This window comes from Promicromonospora sp. NPDC050249 (assembly GCF_040656015.1).
GTDB lineage: Bacteria > Actinomycetota > Actinomycetes > Actinomycetales > Cellulomonadaceae > Promicromonospora.
In genome coordinates this window covers 84,042-103,956 of the sequence record NZ_JBFAKY010000011.1, presented here as the reverse complement: position 1 = coordinate 103,956, position 19,915 = coordinate 84,042, and the positions used below count along the sequence as shown (strand labels likewise).

17 protein-coding genes and 1 other RNA gene are annotated in these 19,915 nt (G+C 68.5%); 3 read left to right on the top strand and 15 right to left on the bottom strand.

Annotated features, from left to right (window positions below):
* Positions 1–2: 2 nt before the first annotated feature.
* Genes AB0I32_RS11420 through AB0I32_RS11410 form a run of 3 tightly spaced genes read right to left on the bottom strand, consistent with a single transcriptional unit; the run spans position 3 to position 3,122 of the window.
* Complete coding sequence (locus AB0I32_RS11420) at positions 3–887, bottom strand: carbohydrate ABC transporter permease (protein ID WP_357505902.1); 885 nt, start codon at positions 885–887, stop codon at positions 3–5.
* Positions 881–1,828, bottom strand: coding sequence for a sugar ABC transporter permease (locus tag AB0I32_RS11415; protein ID WP_357505899.1), 948 nt, complete (start codon positions 1,826–1,828; stop codon positions 881–883). The genes AB0I32_RS11420 and AB0I32_RS11415 overlap by 7 nt, the downstream gene beginning before the upstream one ends.
* Before the next feature lie 25 nt (positions 1,829–1,853).
* The gene (locus AB0I32_RS11410) at positions 1,854–3,122 is read right to left on the bottom strand and encodes an extracellular solute-binding protein (RefSeq protein ID WP_357505897.1); all 1,269 of its coding nucleotides are present in this window, start codon (positions 3,120–3,122) and stop codon (positions 1,854–1,856) included.
* 215 nt (positions 3,123–3,337) lie between these two features.
* On the opposite strand from AB0I32_RS11410, the gene AB0I32_RS11405 reads away from it, so the two are divergent.
* A complete protein-coding gene (locus AB0I32_RS11405) occupies positions 3,338–3,997 on the top strand; it encodes a hypothetical protein (RefSeq protein WP_357505896.1) in 660 nt (219 codons plus the stop codon).
* Positions 3,998–4,031: 34 nt separating this feature from the next.
* On the opposite strand, the gene AB0I32_RS11400 is transcribed toward AB0I32_RS11405, so the two are convergent.
* From AB0I32_RS11400 to AB0I32_RS11385, 4 genes are all read right to left on the bottom strand, one after another.
* Positions 4,032–4,373, bottom strand: a complete 342-nt coding sequence (locus AB0I32_RS11400; protein ID WP_357505893.1) for a metalloregulator ArsR/SmtB family transcription factor — start codon at positions 4,371–4,373, stop codon at positions 4,032–4,034.
* Positions 4,374–4,447: 74 nt separating this feature from the next.
* Positions 4,448–5,926 carry a hypothetical protein gene (locus AB0I32_RS11395; RefSeq protein WP_357505891.1) on the bottom strand — a complete coding sequence of 493 codons (1,479 nt, stop codon included), beginning with the start codon at positions 5,924–5,926 and terminating at the stop codon, positions 4,448–4,450.
* The gene (locus AB0I32_RS11390) at positions 5,923–9,495 is read right to left on the bottom strand and encodes a hypothetical protein (RefSeq protein ID WP_357505889.1); all 3,573 of its coding nucleotides are present in this window, start codon (positions 9,493–9,495) and stop codon (positions 5,923–5,925) included. Before AB0I32_RS11390 ends, AB0I32_RS11395 begins: the two co-directional genes overlap by 4 nt.
* Positions 9,496–9,888: 393 nt before the next feature.
* Positions 9,889–11,115, bottom strand: a complete 1,227-nt coding sequence (locus AB0I32_RS11385) for an MFS transporter (protein ID WP_357506004.1) — start codon at positions 11,113–11,115, stop codon at positions 9,889–9,891.
* A 506-nt stretch (positions 11,116–11,621) separates the two neighbouring features.
* Here AB0I32_RS11385 and AB0I32_RS11380 point away from each other — a divergent pair.
* On the top strand, positions 11,622–11,810 hold the full coding sequence (locus tag AB0I32_RS11380) for a hypothetical protein (RefSeq protein WP_357505887.1): 189 nt from the start codon (positions 11,622–11,624) through the stop codon (positions 11,808–11,810).
* A gap of 86 nt (positions 11,811–11,896) precedes the next feature.
* Here the strand turns inward: AB0I32_RS11380 and ssrA are convergent.
* The 8 genes from ssrA to AB0I32_RS11340 form a co-directional block, all read right to left on the bottom strand.
* Positions 11,897–12,265, bottom strand: a transfer-messenger RNA (tmRNA) gene (gene ssrA, locus AB0I32_RS11375).
* A gap of 122 nt (positions 12,266–12,387) precedes the next feature.
* Entirely contained in the window at positions 12,388–12,861 is a 474-nt protein-coding gene (smpB, locus tag AB0I32_RS11370) for an SsrA-binding protein SmpB (RefSeq protein ID WP_116674061.1), read from the bottom strand.
* A gap of 90 nt (positions 12,862–12,951) precedes the next feature.
* Positions 12,952–14,331: a peptidoglycan DD-metalloendopeptidase family protein gene (locus tag AB0I32_RS11365; protein ID WP_357505885.1), complete on the bottom strand. Its 1,380-nt coding sequence runs from the start codon at positions 14,329–14,331 to the stop codon at positions 12,952–12,954.
* The gene (gene ftsX, locus AB0I32_RS11360; protein ID WP_357444885.1) at positions 14,331–15,242 is read right to left on the bottom strand and encodes a permease-like cell division protein FtsX; all 912 of its coding nucleotides are present in this window, start codon (positions 15,240–15,242) and stop codon (positions 14,331–14,333) included. Before ftsX ends, AB0I32_RS11365 begins: the two co-directional genes overlap by 1 nt.
* Positions 15,243–15,244: 2 nt before the next feature.
* On the bottom strand, positions 15,245–16,021 hold the full coding sequence (gene ftsE, locus AB0I32_RS11355; RefSeq protein ID WP_357505883.1) for a cell division ATP-binding protein FtsE: 777 nt from the start codon (positions 16,019–16,021) through the stop codon (positions 15,245–15,247).
* 146 nt (positions 16,022–16,167) lie between these two features.
* The gene (gene prfB / locus AB0I32_RS11350; RefSeq protein ID WP_357505881.1) at positions 16,168–17,277 is read right to left on the bottom strand and encodes a peptide chain release factor 2; all 1,110 of its coding nucleotides are present in this window, start codon (positions 17,275–17,277) and stop codon (positions 16,168–16,170) included.
* Positions 17,278–17,346: 69 nt separating this feature from the next.
* Entirely contained in the window at positions 17,347–17,751 is a 405-nt protein-coding gene (locus AB0I32_RS11345) for an ankyrin repeat domain-containing protein (protein WP_357505879.1), read from the bottom strand.
* A gap of 19 nt (positions 17,752–17,770) precedes the next feature.
* Complete coding sequence (locus AB0I32_RS11340; RefSeq protein WP_357505877.1) at positions 17,771–18,295, bottom strand: hypothetical protein; 525 nt, start codon at positions 18,293–18,295, stop codon at positions 17,771–17,773.
* Between the two features lie 216 nt (positions 18,296–18,511).
* Here AB0I32_RS11340 and AB0I32_RS11335 point away from each other — a divergent pair, with 216 nt between their 5' ends.
* Positions 18,512–19,828 carry an endo-1,4-beta-xylanase gene (locus AB0I32_RS11335; RefSeq protein WP_357505876.1) on the top strand — a complete coding sequence of 439 codons (1,317 nt, stop codon included), beginning with the start codon at positions 18,512–18,514 and terminating at the stop codon, positions 19,826–19,828.
* Positions 19,829–19,915 lie beyond the last annotated feature (87 nt).

Genomic DNA, 19,915 nt, shown 5'->3' with positions numbered 1-19,915 from the left:
GCTCAGTCCTTGAGTCCGGCGTTGATGTTCGACGAGGTGATGTACTTCTGGAACACGAGGTAGAGCAGCACCAGCGGGATCATCGACAGCACCGAGGCCGCCAGCAGCACGCTCCAGTTGATGTTCTCGGCGCCGACGAGCGCACGCAGGGCGATCTGCAGCGTGAACTGGTCGGGATCGCCCAGGATGATGAGCGGCAGGATGTAGTCGTTCCAGCGCCAGTGAAACGACACGATCGCGAGCGTGAGCATGATGGGCCGCGCCAGCGGCAGCATGATGCCCCAGAAGATCCGGTACTCGCTCGCGCCGTCGATGCGCGCGGCATCCAGGAGCTCGTCGGGGATCGTCAGGAAGAACTGGCGGAACATGAACACGCCGGTCGGGGTGAGCACCGACGGCATGATGACGCCCAGCAGCGAGTTGTACATGCCGAGGTCGCGCACGACGATGAACAGCGGGTTGAGGATCACCTCGCCCGGCAGCATGGTCATCGACAGGACGCACAGGCCGAGCACGTGGAGCCACGGGTTCTTGTACTTGGCGAGCGCATAACCCGTCGACGCGCACAGGAACACCGTGATGGCCGTCGACACGGTCGCGACGACGAGCGTGTTGCTGAAGTAGCGCAGGAAGTCGACGCGCTCGAAGGCGTCCTCGTATCCCGCGAGCGTCCACTCACGCGGGAAGAACGACAGCGGGTAGGTGAACAGCTCCCCGCCCGGCTTGAACGACGACAGCAGGAACCACAGCAGGGGGAACGCCATGAGCACGGCGATGACCCACAGCATCGTGGTCGGGACGATGCTGCGGCGGATCTCGCCGAGCCGGCGCCCGCCCGGCTTCGCGTACTTCTTCGGCGCCACCGTGAGCGTGTCCGTCGTCACCATGCGTTGTTCCTCTTGCTGATACGGAGCTGGATGATCGCGATGACCATGAGGATGACCAGCAGGACCATCGATGCCGCGGCCGCATACCCGACGAGCGAGCGTTCGAACCCGGTCTCGTAGATGTACTGCACGACCAGGCGGTTCTGGGTGCCGGGCCCACCACCGTTGAGCGCCTGGATCATCGCGAACTCCTTCATCGAGCCGAGCGACGACAGCAGGATGACGAGCACGGAGGTCGGGGCGATGGACGGCAGCGTGATGTACCAGAACCGCTCCCAGCCGTTCGCGCCGTCGAGCTCAGCTGCCTCGTAGTAGGACTGCGGCACGTTGCTGATCGCCGCGATGAACAGCAGCATGTTGAAGGCCGCGCCGCCCCATGCCGAGGCGAGCACCGCGACGAACAGCGACAGGTCGGCGTTGCTCGCCCAGGGCACCGCCTCGCCGCCCAGCAGCCGGATGATGTAGTTGACGAACCCGAAACTCTCGCCGAACATCCACCGCCAGATGACACCGGCGATGATCGGCGACACCAGCCACGGCATGAAGAAGATGATGCGGGCCGGTGTCTTGCCCCGCGCACCCTTCGAGGTGAGGGCCACCGCCATGGCGAGCGCCAGGACGTAGCCGACAGGCACCGAGAACACGGCATACACCAAAGTCCGCCCGAGCGACTGGTAGAACTCGCTGTCCCGGAACAGCTCGAGGTAGTTGGCGAGCCCGACGAACTCGAGGTCTCCCCACCCGCGGTAGTCCGTCAGCGAGTACGACAGGCCGAGCACGCCGGGCCACAGGAAGAACAGCCCGAACAGCGCAGCCGTGCCGACCGTGAAGACGAAGGGGGCGAGCAGGTAGCGGCTGTGTCGGCGACGGCGGACGCGCCGCCCGTCCCCCTCCGCCACGGGGGCGGAGAAGGAGGACGGACCCGAGGTGGTGAGAGTCATGAGGAGCCTTTTTCGCGCGTCGCTATCAGTCGGCCATCTGCTCGGTCGAGGCCTTGTTGATGTTCTCCACGGTCTGCTCGAGCGTCTGCTCGTCGTTGATGAGCTTGACGGTCTCGTCGAGGAGCGGCTCGGAGTCGATCGCCTTGCCCTCGTAGCCGTTCAGCACGCCGTCGGTCGTTTGGACCGCCGAGATCGCCGGGGACTCGGCGATCTCGCCGTTGTACAGGTCGAACGCGTACGCGTCCTCCTTGTAGCTGACCTCGAGACCGTCCAGCACGGGCAGGCATCCGGAGATCTCGCAGTACTCGCGGTAGTTTTCCTCCGAGTACAGCCACTTGATGAAGGCGAGGGTCTCCTCCTCGACGCCGGTGCCGTCGAACGCCACGATCCACGACGCCGCACCGTAGTTGGTCGCGCGCACCGGCTGCTGCGGCAGCGGCACGGAGACCCACTCGAAGTCGGTGATGGTCTCCTGGAAGTCGGCGATCTGCCAGACGCCCGACATGTAGCCGGCGACGCGACCCGACTTGAACGTCGCGCTCGGGTCGTCGGCGGCGCCCCACACGGCCTGCGGCATGACGCCGTCCTCGTGCAGCTTCTTGAAGTAGCCGAGCGCCTCGGCGCCCTCCTCGTCGAGCGCCCAGGTGCCGTCGGGCTGCTCGGTGACACCTTCGCTGCCGAACTCGAACAGGAAGGAGCGCAGGCGGTGCGCGGAGGGGTCCATGACCGCGCCGTACTCCGCGTCGGTCGCCTCGACGACCTCGCTCGACTTCTGCACGTACTCGTCCCATGTCCACTGCTCTTCGAGCGTCGTCGGGTACTCGACGCCGGCCTCGTCCCACAGCGACTTGTTGAGGAACATGCCGACGGCGGTGAGGGTGGTCGGCAGCGCCTTGACCTTGTCGTCGGCGGGGTCGGCGACCGAGAGCGTGTCGATGACACCGACCTCGTCGAAGACGTCGGTCAGGTCGAGCAGGCGCTCGGTCCATGCCGGGTCGGTCGACGGCGACGCCGCCAGGGCGGGCAGGTCGTTCGCCTGCGCCGACGTACGCAGCCGCGTGCGCAGGTCGTCGTTGGGCACCTCGACGACCTCGACGCGCACGCCGGTCTCCTCGAAGTACTTCTCCGCCAGCTTGGCGTAGCCGCCACCCTGGTTGACGTCGCCCGACTGCATGAGCTGGAGCACGACCTCGTCATCGGAGCCACCGCCACCGCTCGAGCACGATGCGAGCACGAGCGCGCCGATCGTGATCGACGCGGTCGCGAGCGAGCGGGCCAGGTACTGACGCTTCATTGTGTCTCCTCGTCGGCGCTCAACCCTGAGCGCCTGAGCTGTGTAGCCGGGTGGATGCTGTGTTGCCGGTGGATCGCTGGAGGCCGTTTGATCTTATGTCTTGACATATTCTTGTGTGTACACGCTAGCCCTGGACCCGCGCATTGGGCAAGCGTTTACCGAGAATCTGGTGCACGAGCGTGCAAGTCCAGTGGTCACGCAAACATATGCAGAGTATGAAGCCGCGACGAGCACCACGCCGACTCCTCAGCACCGGCCTGGCCGGTGTGCTGCTGCTGACCGCATGCGCCGCCCAGGACGGTCCCGCGGGCTCAGCACCGGACGGTGACCAGCCGGACGACACGCCGACGGCGGCAGCGCCGCCCGCCCCGGCGGCGTCGGGCCAGGTCACGACCGTCACCACCGTCCTACAGGAGGGCGACGGTCCACCCGAGCTGTGCCTGGGCGGGGTGGCCGAGTCGTATCCGCCCCAGTGCGGCGGCCCGGAGATCGCCGGCTGGGACTGGGACGCCGTCGAGGCGGAGTCAGCGCAGGACACCACCTGGGGCCACTACGAGGTGGTGGGTTCCTGGGACGGCGAGACGTTCCGTCTCACCGAGGCCGCCGCGGCCCCGGCGGAACTGCCCGCACCGCCCGAGGACCCCCGGCTCGATCCCGCCAACGCGGGTACGGTCGAACCGGAGATATCCGAGTCCGAGGCCTTCGATCTCCAGAACGAGGTCCTCGACTATCTCGGCGGCCTGGGCAGCCGGATCGAGAACGGCTACGTCTGGGTGCCCGTCGCCTACGACGACGGCAGCATCCAGCGCTACGCGGACGACAGGTACGGCGCCGACACGGTGGCCGTGCAGTCGGTGCTGCGCGATATCGAGTAGGCGATATCGCGCAGCCGTACCGAGCCGGCCTGGGTTACAGCGAGCTTCCCAGGATCCGCACGAGCTCCTCGATCCGCTCCTCGTTGCGCCGGTAGTGGGTCCACTTGCCCACGCGCGTGGAGGTGACCAGGTTCGCGCGTTCCAGGGAGTTCATGTAGGCCGAGACCGTCGACTGCGCCGCGTTCACCTTCTCGGTGATGTGCGTGACGCACACCCCCACCACGTCGGGGTCGGCGATCGCACGCTCGACGGGAAAGTGCTCGCGCGGCTGCTTGAGCCACTGGAGGATCTGCAGACGCACAGGGTTCGACAGCGCCTTGAAGGCTTCCAGAGCCTCGTCGGCGATCTGTTCGTACTCCTCGACCTGCGCTGTCATATCCCCAGTTTATCGCTCACACCGCTCTCGACCAAGCAGCAGAATGCGTCACACCTTCCCTTTGTCGCTCCCCGTTACCGCTCTTCCCTCGCGGCGAAGCGAAACCTACCGAGCGCTCCCGGCTCGACGGCGCCCGCCGGCCGCAGGCGCAACGCCCAGCTGAGGAGCGCGTGGTCGACCATGTAGAGCCTGGCCTGCTCCGCACGAGCGCCGGGCGAGAGATGGTCGGCGAACCAGCGGAACGGGGTGCTGCCGCCGTACGCGTCGTGCGGCGTGTACAGCAGGTCCCCGAGGCCCAGCTCGGTCAGCACGTTGAGCACGTAGCTGAACGGGTAGGGCCGGTTGGCCCGGCTCTCGGCCGACCGTTCGAGCGACGGAAAAGCGGTGAGCATCCGCTCGACCATCGGCTCGGTGATGAGATCCTCCCTCCCGGTGAAGAACGCGAGCTGGGTGAGATATGCGTACGAGATCCCGTAGAGGAAGTAGTCCTGGCCGGGGTCGATGTCTCGCCACTGGGCGACCAGCGGCTCGACGAGGTCGACGAGCCGGGGTCCGTCCGCGGTGAGGTGCCCCAGGTTGTGCAGCGCGACCACGTGATAGAGGCCCATGTGCGTTCGTTCCACCGGGGCGACGGCAGCCATCAGCTCGGCGGCCTCCGCGAGCCGGTCCCGCCCGGACTCGAGGTAGGAGAGTCGCCCCGTGACGGCTACCGCGTTGAGCATGGTGAGGAGCGGGTAGACCTTGGCGAACGCCGGTGACATCGGGCTCGGGAACGACGGGTAGATCTGGAGCTCGTCCACCCGGTCCAGGTAGGACAGGGTGGCGGACAGGTAGTTCGTCGGCCCGTCGAAGATGTGGTCGTCGAACCCCAGCAGCATGGTGGCGGACAGGAGCATCGACCCGCCGCGACCGCGGAAGAAGGGCGCCGGGATGTTGTCGATCAGGGCCAGCGCCTCGGCCACATGGTCGTGCTCGGCCGACACGAGCCTGTCGTGCAGGTCCAGCTGCCCGAACGCGAGGAACACCGCCGTCCAGGCCGACAGCCGTTCGTAGTCGCCGTGCCGACCCCGGTTCTCGTCCTTGATGCCGTCCGGACGGATCTCACCGATCGTGGCGAGAACCTGTGCCGGGATGTCCCGGGCGCCGTCGACCAGGTGCGCCTTCGAGACGCCCAGCTTGGCCACCGCGCTGAGCAGCGCGCAGCCGGCCGTCAGCCGGTAGTAGGGGTTGGCGATCGCGAAGGCCGAGTCGGCGGCCGCGTTCATCAGGTCCTGGGTCTGCCGGTAGCCGAGCCGGACCGAAGGATCGGCGACCTGCAGGACGAGCTCGGCGAGCGCGCGTGCGAACCCGGTGTACATCCCGACACCGGGCGCCCGCTCGTCGAGCAGGGCGAACGAGTCGCGGATCCGGGACGCCGCCGTCGCGTCCCAGCCGATGGGGTGCTGACCCAGGCCGATCCCCCGCACGATGCGGCTCCAGGGGGTGGCGATGACGCGCGACTCGATCGAGAGGTCGTTCAGGCCGCGGACCGGTGGTGTCAGAAGAAAAGTCACTTGACCTCCTCCTTCCTGGCGACGCCGCCGGCGCTGTCGGCCGACGCGGAGAGAGCCGGGAGCATTGGCACCGGGACGCCCAGGAAGTCCGGCCGCGATCCGGTCAGCATCTGCAGCGCCCAGTTCAGCCACTTGATGCCCTCGCAGTAGATGGCGATCGGCCGACGCTGGATGTCGGGCGAGTCGACGACGGTCCCGTCGATCTCCGACGCGAAGTGGAACGGGGGCATCGCGGTGAAGTGGGTTCCCATGGTGAAGACGAACCGGATGATCCAGTACGGATCAGACTTGTACTGCTCCGCTGCGGGGTCGTCCAGGCCGTAGACGTCGGTCATCACCTGGGCGAAGTAGTCCTCGATGCCCCGCGGGGCATCAGGGGTCACGGCGAGGCCGCGCTCGGTGACGTCACGCACCCGGTAGGAGCGCTGGTAGGGGTTGCCGCGGTGAAAGTCGATGGTCACGTCCGGCGAACCGTCCGGGGCCCTCGAGACCACGAGGTCGAACGCCTCGTTGTGCATCTCGTCGTAGTGGCCGACGGAGTTGTGCCACGGCTTGTTGTCGTACATGGGGTCGTCGCTCGTCGTCGCGCCGTCGCTCCGCCAGCCGATCGCGCGCGGGTCGAGGAACTTCAGCCCGATCGAGGCGGAGGTGATGGCGGCCAGCGCCTCGCGGACCTCCGCGTGACCTGCCCCGCTCTCGATGACCGCCTGGGCACGGACCAGCGCCGCCGTGTCACCGATCTTGATGTTCTCGGTGTTCGTGTCCCCCACCACCAGCGAGTGGAACGACGGTTCGAGGACCTGCTGGAACATGGGCTCCCGGCGGAACTCCTCCAGGAGGCGGCGGTGGTTGAGGTAGCGGCGCCCGTTGATGACGATCTCGTCCGTGTCGAGCAGACCTGGGCCGAACGTGGCCGGCGCCGTGCGACGGCACAGGTCGAGCCGGTCCTCGATCTTGCGGAAGTACTGCTCCTCCAGCGTGCCGCGTGGCGACGGGACCCGCCGGGCCGTGTGGATGTTGCGGTGCACGAAGCCCGCTATCTCCTGGTAGAGCCGCGCGACGACGACCGGCGGCGGGACGCGGCTCGCGATGTACTGGCCCACCTCGTCGCCCGGCACGAAGCTCATCTCGTAGATGACCTCGCGGCGCACGGGATCGCCGTCTGCCGCGCCCAGCGGACGCACCTCCCGCTCGAGGACCGAGTACACCTGGGGAAAGTAGTCACGGACGGACGCCGGCAGCGCCATCAGGTACTCCGCCTGCTTCTTCGCCTTGGTGAACGGGGGAAGCATCGCCCCCTGCCCCTCCGGGTCCCACCGGGCGGTCGTGAGCGCCTCACTGAGGACCTTGCGCACCAGCAGCTCGTTCTCGCCACGGCGCCGGAAGAAGACGGTCATCGACTCGCTGCCGCCGTTGCCGAACCCGACGAGGACCTCCCCTGGATTCATGTACGCGCAGACCGTGCTGCACAGCAGGCTCCGCTGCTGGGCGTAGCGCATCACCGCCCGCTGTTCCGAGGACGCGGTCAGCAGCGCCCGGCGCTCCATGGCGTCCAGGTCGCGGTTGAGCCCCCGGCGCCACAGCTCCTCCGCGGTGCGCACGGTCAGGATGCGGTTCGCGTGCGGCGTGGTGTCCAGCGAGGCGATGCGGCTCGACGAACCGAGGGCGAGGATCGTGCACGAGGCGTTGAGCCTGATCGGGCGCTTCCCCCTGCGCAGCTCGCCGGGTCGGCAGATCGTGGCGGTCTCGGCGGCCAGGTCGTGCCTGGTCTCGACCGGAGCGCCCGTCGAGGACAGGACCGGGACCGTCGCATCGGTGAGCCGCGCGCCCAGCCGGCCGACGATGCCTTCGGTCAGGACGGTCTCGCCGAGCCTGCCGCTGACGATGTGCGCCCCGAGCTCGATGACGTCACCGGGGTCGGCCGCACCGGAGGCGACGAGCGCCACCAGCCAGCCGAACGCGTCGCCGCCCTCGAGGAACGCGTGGTTGTGCGCGAACAGCCCGGGCCGGTGCTGCTTCAGCAGCTCGAACATCGAGACCTGGTAGACGAGCAGGTCGATGGCCTCTGCCTCGGCGATCGCCGCCTTGAGCCCCGTGGAGTGGGTAGTGGCGCCGTTGTCGGCACGGAGCCGCTCGGCGATGCGGGCACGGATCCGCTGGGCGATCGGCTGGGACTCGACGAGCATCCGGGCGGCACGGGCGGCCTCGAGCAGCTGTGGCTTACGCGGCTTGCCGAAGTGGACGACGAGCGCCTCGGCGTCCTCGGCCGCCACCACCGTCCGGATGCTGATCCGGCCCTTGGCGTCGCGGATGCAGAGCTCGGTGAAGGCCTGCCCGACGGCGCCTGGGCCGACGTCGATCCGCTTCTTGAGCCGCGCCCCGACGACCAGCTCGCCCTCCAGGACGTGCCTGCGGTGCGCGAGGGTGTACTTGAGCGCCTCGCTCATCTCCAGGTACGAGGCCGAGACCGCCCCGTCCGGCTGGATCGGCAGCGTGCATGCCATCTCCAGCAGGTACTTCTCGAAGGCGGGCTCCGCCCTGGCCAGGTCGTTCACCCGGTGGAGCAGGTCGTAGTCCCACGGCTCGGGGCCTGCGCGCTCAGCCGACCGGAGCTCTTGCAGCGCCGCCCTCAGGCGTACCACGAGGCCCGCGCCGTCGAGCAGGGTCGACGCGTCGTGCGCGCCGGTGAACGCGATGGCCGGGGAGCGCGTCCAGTTGTCCTGCAACAGATCCAGCGACTTGCCGCCTCGCCCGATCTCGACCACCATGTCCGGCCGCAGCTCGTCGATCAGCTCGACCGTGCGCTGCGAGTCCATGACCTCGTTGGTCATCGCGAGCACGGCGCTGCGCACCTGGTCACCGGTGATCAGAAAGCTGCCGCCGCTGTTGGAGATCATCGGCGTGTGTGGGTCGGCGAACCGGACGCCCTGATCGTCCATGTAGTGGTCCAGCGACTCCCGCGCCTCGATCATCTTCCGCGAGTGGGCGAGGAACTTCGTCGGCTCCTTCAGCTCCTCGGCCTTGACGCCCGGAAACGCTCGGATGATCTCGGCGAACATCGAGATGAAGCCGGCGCGGACGTAGACGTTCGTCTGCTTCGGCGAGTAGCGCTTGTGGACCTCGACGTCGTCCCGGTAGCGCTCCCCGAGCTCGCCGAGGAGCCTGCGCAGCTCGTGGGGCTCGGCCTTGAGCGCGATGACGTGCGCCGGCTCGGTGATCGGCGGCCGCTCCCTGGAGTACCGCGGCAGGTACCTCGCCAGGCTCGCCCCCAGCGGGCCGCGCCCCTCCTGGTTCGACGCGGCCAGCAGCAGCGGGGTGAACGCGCGGGCCACCAGGACGCTGTCCTGGATCGACAGCGCGCCGCAGGCCACCGCCGATGCCAGCACGCCGAAGCTCTCGCCCGTGTAGGCGACGAAGTGAGCGACGCCGGTCTCTGCCGCGCGCTCCCGCAGCTCGACGTCGAGGGCCAGGTTGTGGACGAGGAAGCCCGCCCCGATGAATCCCTGGCGCTCGACCGGGTCCTCCGGCAGGTTGGCCGCCGTCAGCGACAACCCTTCGGGTCCGTTCACGATCTGGAGCGCGTCAGCGGCTTCCTGGTAGAGCTCGACGACAGACTCGGACGCCGAACCGATCGAGGTCCACCCGACCTCACGATACGCAGCTCGGCTCCCGAGCCCGGGAAAGAAGCCAGCCAGGTTGAAACCCTGGGCGACCGCCGTTTCCGGCATCGTTCCCGTGGACGAGCGACCTTGTTCCGCGTGGAGCACTGAGGGGTTCATGACGCACCTTTCACCAGTTTTGATCGTGGTGCAGGGCAGGCAGGGGAAAGCCCCCCGGCCACCTTTGGAAGTCAGTGCTGCAGCCGGGGGGCTGCTTGGTGCTGGATCTTGCTAGGACTAGCTGGATATCGCTGTATATCGCTGAATACTGCTGCTGGGTAGCGCGGCCCGAGCCGCTGGGTGTCAGGCGCGCTCCGCGGCCACCGGTTCGGTGGGTACGGGCTCGATCGCGGCGTCGGCGGGCGCCGCCGCCAGATCGGGCGCCGGGTCCTTTGCCTTCGTGGCGATGGCGGTGGCGAGGACGAGGGCCGCCGCCAGGGCAAGGCCCGCGCCGACCCACAGGGGCGACACGAACCCGAAGCCGGCGGCGATGGCCATACCGCCGAGCCAGGCGCCGAACGCGTTGCCGACGTTGAGCGCCGCGACGTTCGCGCCGGACGCCATGGTGGGTGCGTCCCCTGCGACCTCCATGATGCGCAGCTGCAGGCCGGGTGCCGTGGCGAAGCCGATGGCCCCGAGCAGGAACATCGCGACGAGGGCCGCCCACATGTTCGAGGCGGTGAGACCGAAGACGGCGAGCACCACCGCGAGCAGGCCGAGGATCACCAGGAGCGACTTGTCCATGGCCCGGTCGGCGGCCCGCCCGCCGACCAGGTTGCCGATGAAGGTGCCCACCCCGAACAGGAGCAGGAGCCACGGCACGGCCTCCGTTGCGAAGCCCGTGACATCGGTCAGGGTGAATGCGATGTAGGTGTATGCCCCGACGACCGAACCGAACGCGAGGATGCTGACCAGAGCGGACAGCAGCACCTGGGGTCGACGGAAGACGCGGACCTCGCTGCGCAGGCTGCCGGACGGCGCGGCGGGCGAGCTCGCCACCAGCAGCTGGATGCCGACGAGGGTGACGACGCCGATCACGGTGATGGCCCAGAAGGTGGACCGCCAGCCCAGCTCCTGACCGAGGAAGGTACCCAGCGGGACGCCCACGACGTTCGCGATCGTCAGCCCGGCGAACATCAGGGAGATCGCTCCCGCCTTACGGTTCGCCGCGACCATGTCGGCCGCGACGACCGCGCCGACCCCGAAGAACGCGCCGTGGCACAGCGCGGCGACGATGCGACCGAGGAGCATGATCTCGTAGGTCGGGGCGATGGCCGAGATCAGGTTGCCGAGGATGAACAGCACCATCAGGCTGACCAGGACCCGCTTGCGCTCGATTCGCGAGACCGCGCCGGTCAGGAAGATGGCCCCCACCGCGACGCTCAGCGCGTAGCCCGAGACGAGATAGCCGGCGGCGCTCTCGGTGACGGTGAAGTCGGTCGCGATCTCCGGGAGCAAGCCGACGATGCCGAACTCGGTGAGGCCGATGCCGAAGCCGCCCAGCGCCAACGCGATGAGGCCGGACGGCAGGGCCCTCGATTGCTGTGACATGACACATTCCCTTCAGGTCGCCAAGTGGGTAGATCGTTACATCGTATTATGACGATGTGACTGCGGCGACGTTAAGACTGGATGAACCACGCATCTCGGGCGGCGTCCAGGCGAGGGGCCACCCGCACCCGGCGCAGGGCGTCCCGGCGGAGCGGCCCGCACCCTCGACGACCCCCGGCCGGGTCGAGAACGGCACCACCCGGGTGCCCGTCGTCCACGATGACAGGCGGACCCGGTAGGTTTGCCCGAATTGCGCATAATAAGCAGCGCGTTGAGCAGGGTTAAAGAACTGCGCGAATTACCTTTGGATGAAAGGAAAATACATCCGCAGAAATGAAGGCCGGATGCCATAAAGCAACATTGCACATTCATCTTGACGCCGCACCAGAGCGCTGGCAGGCTCATGCACCCACCGAGCTGAGCGATGACCAGACGTACGTGAATTGATCGTCCCGGCCCGGACTGACGACAGAAAGAAGAAGGTTATGGGCGACGGGATCGCCACAGGCGTCATGGTGAAGGTCACCGGGGCGTCGAGCACGGAACGCGGCACAGAAGGCATCGTGAAGACCGTGCGGCCGGGCTGGGCCGGCAGAGAAGCAGTGGTCGTGGTCGACGGCGTCCTGCGGTCGCGCGAGGTAGCCATCCCCCTGACGGACCTGTCGAGGCAGTAGGCCGCGCTGCTTCCTCGCGCGCCGCTTGCTCACGCGCCGACAACACAGCAGGCCCGCCTCCGATGGAGGCGGGCCTGCTGTCATAGGGGTGGAGCTGCCGGGAATCGAACCCGGGTCCGGTGACGCTTTTCGAGTACTTCTCCGGGCGCAGTCTGCTATGGATTTTCTCGGCCCCCGCACTCGCGCAGACACGTTCGCGGACAGGCCCAGTCATCTAAGTGTTCCCGTAGCCCCGATGACGAGAGCTACGAGCAGTGGCTTCCTAGATGACGCCGGCTACTGGGACGGAAGCATCTCCCAGGCCGACGGACTTCGGGCTCGCTCAGGCGGCGAGGGCGAAGTCGTTGCGCGAGTTATCGGCAACTATGTGTTTGCAGGCATCGTTTACGAGATAAGCCTGCATCCTCGGCCCGCTTCTCCTCGAAGCACGACCACCGTCGAAACCGATCAGCCCCTATGTTGTTTTCAACTGCCCCGCCCGAGCTACGCCCGTGCGGAACATCTCCATCCTATGCGACAACTCCGCAGACCGGAACGTTATTTCCGTGACAGCCTGCGGACCCGTGGCCCCTACCGGTCAGCGGAGCTCCTTCTGCCGCATCGCCCGCTGCGCCTCGCGCATGTCCTGCTGCTCGCGCAGGGTCTGCCGCTTGTCGTACTCCTTCTTGCCTCGGGCCAGGGCGATCTCCACCTTGGCCCGGCCGTCCAGGAAGTACAGCGCCAGGGGGATCAGGGTGTGCCCCTTCTCCCGCGACTTCGACTCCAGCCGGAGGATCTCCTCGCGGTGCAGCAGCAGCTTGCGCCGACGCCGCGGCGCGTGGTTGTTCCACGTGCCCTGGAAGTACGCGGGGATGTGCACGTTCTCGAGCCACGCCTCGCCACGGTCGACGGTGGCGTAGCCGTCGGTGAGGGAAGCCCGCCCCATCCGCAGCGCCTTGACCTCGGTACCCGACAGCACGAGCCCGGCCTCGAAGACGTCCTCGATCACGTAGTCATGACGGGCTTTCTTGTTGTTCGCCACGATCTTGCGCGGATCGTCCTTCTTGGCCATGGTCTCCCTCCGGGATCTACTGGTGCGGCATGCCCCGTGCGGGCAGCGCGACGCCCCAGTTTACGCGCCCGACCTCGGTGGACCAGGCTTTTACAGCCAGCTCATCGGGTCCACCGTCGAACCGTTGATGTACACCTCGAAGTGCAGGTGGCAGGCCGTCGACGTGCCGGTCGTGCCCGAGTACCCGATCACCTGGCCGCGCGAGACCTGCTGGCCCGGCGAGACGGCGAACGAGGTGAGGTGGTTGGAGCTCGTCATCACGCTGCTGCCGCCGGACGAGTAGCCGTGGTCGATCAGCACCTGGTTGCCGAGTCCGTCCAGGTAGCGCGCGTACAGCACCGTGCCGTCCGCGGGCGCCAGGATCGGCGTACCGCAGTACGCCCGGAGGTCGGTCCCTGCGTGCAGGCGGTAGTACTGCAGCACCGGGTGGAACCGCATGCCGTACGAGGAGGTGACGACGGGGCTCGCCGTCGGGTAGCTGAGGAACGACACGGCGCCGGAGCCGCCGCCGGACGATCCGCCGCCCGAGGAACCGCCGCCGCCGGACCCGCCGCCCGTGCTCCCCTCCGCCTCCTGCTCGGCCTGCTCCCGGGCCAGGCGCTCGTCGCGCTCCCGCTGCTCGCGGATGATGCCCTTGAGGTCGGACTCGATGGAGCTGAGCTCCTGCTCGGTGTCCTGCATGTTCTGCACCGCGACGTGCTTGCGCCGTTCGATACGGGACTTGAGCCGCTCCTGCTCGGCGATCAGCTCGACGATCTCGGCCTTCCGCTCGACCGCCGACTGCTTGGCCTGCTCCTTGGACCGTACGTTCTCGTCCGCCAGGCGCTTGAGCTCCGTGACTACCTCGCGGATCGCGGTCAGCCGCGCCTGCAGGTTGCGTGCGGTCGCCTCGGCGCTCTGCAGCTCGGCGAGCGTGCGCGCCCGGATCCGCGCGGCCGACGACGAGACGGAGTACCCGTCGATGAACTCCTCGGTGCTCTGCGCACCGGTCACGAGGCCGATCGTCGAGGCGTTGCCCGCACCGCGGAACTCCTCGCGCGCCATCTGCGCGATGTCGTCGCGCGCCCCGTCGACCTTGCCGGAGCCGTCCTGGAGCAGCTGGGTGACCGTCGCCTCCTCCAGCTGCGCGTCGGCCAGGCGCTGGGCGAGGATCGCCGCCTCCCGCTCCGCGCGCTCCAGCTCGGCCTCGGCCACGGCGAGCTCGGCCTCCGCGACGGGCAGGCGGCCCTCCACCTGGTTCAGCTCGAGCACGGCGTCGGCCAGCTGCTTGTCCGTGTGCTCCAGCTCGGCCTCGAGGTTCTCGCGCTCGTCCTCCTTGGCCTGCTGCTTCCGCTCGGCGGCGGCGCGGCGGTCGTCGAGGTCGTCCGCGTACCCGACGGTGGCGCCACCCAGCAGAAGGACCGCCGCGAGCACCGCCGCGAGCGGGCCACGCCCGACAGCTCCGGACCGGAGGCTTCGTGAAGTAGGCATCAGATCCTCGTGTACCGGTTCAGGGTGAAGAAGGACGAGAGCGCGGCCAGGGCGACGGCCATGATCACGAGCAGAGGCGCGACGCGGAGCACGTCGACCTCCGAGACGTAGGCCACCCAGTCGACCGACCGTTCGAGCCAGTCGCTGACCATGAACCGGACGGCGAGCCAGAGCCCACCTCCGGCCAGCAGCGAGCCCAGCACTGCCGCCAGTGCCCCCTCCAGCAGGAACGGCAGCTGGATGAACAGGTTCGACGCGCCCACCAGACGCATGATCTCGGTCTCCTTGCGCCGCGAGACGGCGCTCAGCCGGATCGTGGTCGTGATGAGGAGCACGGCCGCGAGGAGCATGACACCGGCCAGCCCGGCCGCGAGCAGCGTGGCGACGTTGAGCGTCCGGAACAACGGTTCGAAGACGGCCCGTTGGTCCTCCACGATCTCCACGCCGTCCCGCCCCGACAGCACGTCGCTGACGACGGCGAACTGCTCGGCGTCGGCCAGCTTGAGGCGCAGTGAGGCCTGCATGTCGGCGGCGGTGAGCTGCGTGCCCTGGTAGCCGTCGGGATAGCGCTCGCTGAACGCCTCGAACGCCTGCTCCTTCGACTCGAAGTAGACGGCGCTGACCTCGTCGGACAGCTCGGTGTCGATGATCTGGCGCACGGCGTCGACCTGGGCGCGGGTGGCTTCGCCGCCCGCGCACGTCGGCACCACCGAGCCCTGCGGGCAGAGGAACACGGAGACCTCGACGAGGTCGTACCAGTCGTCCTTCAGCTTGCCGATCTGGGCCTGGAGCAGCGCTGCCGCGCCGACGAACGTCAGCGACACGAACGTCACGAGCACCACTGCCACGACCATCGTGGTGTTGCGGCGCAGGCCGGAGAAGACCTCACCCAGCACGAACTGGAAGCGCACGGTCAGATCCCCCGCACGGTCTGGACCGGCGCACGGGTGCCGCTCCCCGGGGAGTCGAGCACCGGCGACGCACCGACGTCGGGCAGGATCGCCTCGCGCTCGCCGTAGCCGCCCCGCGCCTCGTCGCGGACGACGACGCCGTCGGACAGCTCGACCACGCGCCGGCGCATCTCGTTGACGATCTCGTCGTCGTGCGTGGCCATGACCACTGTGGTGCCCGTCCGGTTGATGCGGTCCAGCAGGCGCATGATGCCCAGCGAGGTGGTGGGGTCGAGGTTTCCCGTCGGCTCGTCGGCCAGGAGAATCTGCGGCCGGTTCACGATCGCGCGGGCGATCGCCGCGCGCTGCTGCTCACCGCCCGACAGCTCGGTCGGCATGCGCTTGCCCTTGCCCGCCAGGCCGACCATCTCCAGCACCTCTGGCACGGTGTCCCGGATGACGTGGCGAGGCTTGCCGATCACCTGCAGGGCGAAGGCCACGTTCTCGTGGACCGTCTTGTTCTGCAGCAGGCGGAAGTCCTGGAACACCACGCCCAGCTGACGGCGCAGCGTGGGCACGCGCCACCCCGAGAGGTTCGCGACGTCCCGCCCTGCCACATAGACCCGCCCGCGCGTGGGCCGCTGCTCGCGCAGCACCAGCGACAGGAACGTCGACTTGCCCGAGCCCGAGGCCCCCACGAGGAACACGAACTCACCACGCTCGACGTCCACGGAGACCTGGTCGAGGGCAGGCCGTGCGCCCCGCGCGTAGACCTTCGACACGTTCTCGAACCTGATCACGAGCCCGAGACTAGGGGGGTGAACCCGTGGCGTGTCGGGCAGACACGCCGACAGAACTCACCCGGTCCGCAAACTCCGGGCGTCATACCGGTCAAAACGCTCGGCAAACCGGCAATTCGTCCAGGGCTACGTGCCCTGCGCGACCGTCAGCTCTCGCCGCCGCCACGGCGCCAGCGGATGCCGGCCTCGATGAAGTCGTCGATGGCACCGTCGAACACGGCCTGCGGGTTGCCCGACTCGTGCTCCGTGCGCAGGTCCTTGACCATCTGGTACGGCTGCAGCACGTAGGAGCGCATCTGGTCGCCCCAGCTGGCCTTGATGTCGCCGGCCATCTCCTTGCGCGTTGCCGCCTCCTCCGCCTTGCGCAGCAGGAGCAGGCGGGACTGCAGGACACGGTAGGCGGCTGCGCGGTTCTGGATCTGCGACTTCTCGTTCTGCATGGCCACCACGACGCCGGTCGGGATGTGCGTCATACGCACCGCGGAGTCGGTGGTGTTCACGGACTGGCCGCCCGGGCCCGAGGAGCGGTAGACGTCGATCTTGAGCTCGGAGTCCGGGATCTCGATGTGGTCCGTCTGCGCGATGAGCGGGATCACCTCGACCGCCGCGAACGACGTCTGGCGGCGGCCCTGGTTGTCGAACGGAGAGATCCGCACCAGGCGGTGGGTGCCCGCCTCGACGGACAGGTTCCCGAAGGCGTACGGCACGTTGACCTCGAAGGTGGCCGACTTGAGACCTGCCTCTTCCGCGTACGAGGTGTCGCCGACCTTGGTGGGATAGCCGTGCCGCTCCGCCCAGCGCAGGTACATGCGCATCAGCATCTCCGCGAAGTCGGCGGCGTCGACGCCGCCCGCGCCCGCGCGGATCGTCACGACGGCCTCGCGGGAGTCGTACTCACCGTTCAGCAGCGTGCGCACCTCGAGGGCCGCGAGGTCCTTGCGGATCTTGGCGACCTCCTCCTCGGCCTCGGTGAGCGAGTCGGCGTCGTCCATCTCGTTGCCGAGCTCGACGAGCGTCTCGACGTCATCGATCCGGGCGCGGAGCTTCTCCACCCGGTCGAGCTCGGACTGCGCGGCCGAGAGCGCGGAGGAGACACGCTGGCCCTCGTCCGGGTCGTCCCACAGGTTGGGAGCCGACGCCTGCTCGGACAGCTCGGCGATCTTCGCCTGCAGGGCGGTGGGGTCGCTCACTGCCTCGATGGAATCGAGGGTGGCGCGGAGCGCCTTGATCTCTGCGGGGAAGTCGTTGGTTGCCACGATGTTCAAGGTTACCCGCGCATCGTCGTGCCCGACGCCGGAAGAGCCGGTGCCTGCGCATGGGCCTGCTCAGCGAGCCCCAGGCTCCGGCAGCTCGCGGCCGAACATCTGAGCCGTCGCCCGGGCGCTCGGGTTCCCGGCGTCGGGGTCCGCACCGTGCTCGACGAGCACCCTGATCACGTCCGCCTCGTTCTTGAACACGGCCCCCGCGAGCGGCGCCTGGCTCTTCCCGTTCAGCCGGTTCACGTCCGCACCCCGCTCGGCCAGGCCGGCCGTCAGGTCGGCGTGCCCGTGGTAGGCGGCGAGCATCAGCAGCGTGTTGCCCGACTCGTCGGCCAGGTCGACGGGGAGCCCCGCGTCCACGAGGTCCAGCAGGACGTCGGCACCCTGCCGGGCGAGGTCGAAGATCTGCTGGGGCTCCAGGCGCGTGCCGGCCTCCGGGTCGTTGGTGCCGTGCTCGTTCAGGTCGCTCATGGCCACAACCTAACCTGGCTCACCACGCACGTGCCGTGGACGACGCCTTCACCATGATCCCGCCCCCGAACGCGTCGGTGAACCACCGCAGCAGCGGCGGCCGGGACACCGTCGCGAGGGACACCCGGGCCGAGCGACCGTCGGGCGACGACGCACCGGTCACCGTCAGCGGGATGCCCGGCGGGTGCTCCGCGAGGTACTGGTCGACGGCGGTGCGCACGTCGGCGTCGGACAGCGTGAGCGGCGCGCCGTCGGCGGGCACGCCGGCACCCGCGTAGAAGGCGTCGGGGGACATCGCGCTCGCGGCGTCGGCCGCGGCGAGGTCCGCCACGTCGTAGAGCGTCTTGCGGTCCAGGTGGACCGCGCTCGCCGAGGCGACCACCGCGACGAGCATCAGGGCGAACGCGACGAACGCCGAGGTCAGCAGCATGATGCGACCGCTCTCCCCGTCGGTCGGGCGGGCACCGGAGCGGGCCGGGGCGAGGGGCGCCGGCGCGTCGCCGGAGCTGTGCCCGGCGTCGGCGGCGTGGTCCGCGAGGCTCATTCCCTCATTGTCCGGCGGGTGACCGACACCTGCCGGGCGGAGGTGGCGGTTGTCCACAGCCCGCCCTGCCGAGTGCCCGAGCCAACCTAAACGTTTCACTTTCTCCGATCTTTGAAAACGTTTAGCAGAACCCCTTGACAGGCGACGCTGCGGATCGAAATCCTTTTCCACGTCCGACGGGCCAACGACGGCCCGTCCAGCACGAAGGGATCAACGATGACCCGAACGCTCACCCCACCCGCGCGGCGCAGGTTGCGAGCCATCTCGCTCGCCACCCTGACCGCGGTGGTCCTCGCCGGCGGTGTCGCAGCCACCACCGCACAGGCTGCCGGCAGCACGCTGCAGGCCGCGGCCGCGGAGTCGGGCCGGTACTTCGGCACCGCCATCGCGGCGAACAAGCTCTCCGACTCGGTGTACACGACCATCGCGAACCGCGAGTTCAACATGATCACCGCCGAGAACGAGATGAAGATCGACGCGACCGAGCCGAACCAGAACCAGTTCAACTACACCAACGGCGACCGGATCGTGAGCTGGGCACGCAGCAACGGCAAGCAGGTACGTGGCCACACGCTCGCGTGGCACTCGCAGCAGCCTGGCTGGATGCAGAACATGAGCGGCTCCGCCCTGCGGAACGCCATGCTCAACCACGTCACCCAGGTCGCCACCCACTACCGGGGCCAGATCCATTCCTGGGACGTGGTGAACGAGGCGTTCCAGGACGGCTCCTCGGGCGCCCGCCGTGACTCCAACCTGCAGCGCACCGGGAACGACTGGATCGAGGCGGCCTTCCGCGCCGCCCGGGCCGCGGACCCGAACGCCAAGCTCTGCTACAACGACTACAACACCGACGACTGGTCGCACGCCAAGACCCAGGCCGTGTACAACCTGGTGCGCGACTTCAAGGCTCGCGGCGTGCCCATCGACTGCGTGGGCCTGCAGTCCCACTTCAACGCGCAGAGCCCCGTGCCGAGCAACTACCAGACCACGATCTCGAGCTTCGCGGCGCTGGGCGTCGACGTCCAGATCACCGAGCTCGACATCGAGGGCTCCGGCACCGCGCAGGCGGACAACTATCGGCGCGTCGTCCAGGCCTGCCTCGCCGTCTCGCGCTGCACCGGTATCAGCGTCTGGGGCGTCCGGGACACCGACTCGTGGCGCGCCAGCGGCACCCCGCTCCTCTTCGACGGCAGCGGCAACAAGAAGGCCGCCTACACCTCCACGCTCAACGCTCTCAACGGTGGCGGCACCGGCAACCCCGACCCCGGCACCGGCTGCACCGTGACCGTCAGCAGGGCGAACGAGTGGTCCGACCGGTTCAACGTCTCGCTGGCCGTGTCCGGCAGCTCGACGTGGCGGGTCTCCATCCAGACGCAGGGCGGGCAGACCCTGCAGAACTCGTGGAACGCGACCGTCTCCGGCACGAGCGGAACCCTGACGGCGACACCGAACGGTGCCGGGAACAACTTCGGCATCACGCTCTACAAGAACGGCAACAACAACAACCCGACGGCGACCTGCACGGTCCCGTGACCCGCTGACCCGCCGTGACCTGCCACTGGGGGGCAGGTCAGAGCGAACGGCTTGGTTGTGAGCGTGACCGTTGCGCCTTTGTGCCCC

Excerpts from the sequence above, each read along its gene's own strand:
- AB0I32_RS11420 (WP_357505902.1), bottom strand. The coding sequence starts at position 887 with ATGGTGACGACGGACACGCTCACGGTGGCGCCGAAGAAGTACGCGAAG.
- AB0I32_RS11415 (WP_357505899.1), bottom strand. The coding sequence starts at position 1,828 with ATGACTCTCACCACCTCGGGTCCGTCCTCCTTCTCCGCCCCCGTGGCG.
- AB0I32_RS11410 (WP_357505897.1), bottom strand. The coding sequence starts at position 3,122 with ATGAAGCGTCAGTACCTGGCCCGCTCGCTCGCGACCGCGTCGATCACG.
- AB0I32_RS11405 (WP_357505896.1), top strand. The coding sequence starts at position 3,338 with ATGAAGCCGCGACGAGCACCACGCCGACTCCTCAGCACCGGCCTGGCC.
- AB0I32_RS11400 (WP_357505893.1), bottom strand. The coding sequence starts at position 4,373 with ATGACAGCGCAGGTCGAGGAGTACGAACAGATCGCCGACGAGGCTCTG.
- AB0I32_RS11380 (WP_357505887.1), top strand. The coding sequence starts at position 11,622 with ATGGGCGACGGGATCGCCACAGGCGTCATGGTGAAGGTCACCGGGGCG.
- smpB (WP_116674061.1), bottom strand. The coding sequence starts at position 12,861 with ATGGCCAAGAAGGACGATCCGCGCAAGATCGTGGCGAACAACAAGAAA.
- AB0I32_RS11365 (WP_357505885.1), bottom strand. The coding sequence starts at position 14,331 with ATGCCTACTTCACGAAGCCTCCGGTCCGGAGCTGTCGGGCGTGGCCCG.
- AB0I32_RS11345 (WP_357505879.1), bottom strand. The coding sequence starts at position 17,751 with ATGAGCGACCTGAACGAGCACGGCACCAACGACCCGGAGGCCGGCACG.
- AB0I32_RS11340 (WP_357505877.1), bottom strand. The coding sequence starts at position 18,295 with ATGAGCCTCGCGGACCACGCCGCCGACGCCGGGCACAGCTCCGGCGAC.
- AB0I32_RS11335 (WP_357505876.1), top strand. The coding sequence starts at position 18,512 with ATGACCCGAACGCTCACCCCACCCGCGCGGCGCAGGTTGCGAGCCATC.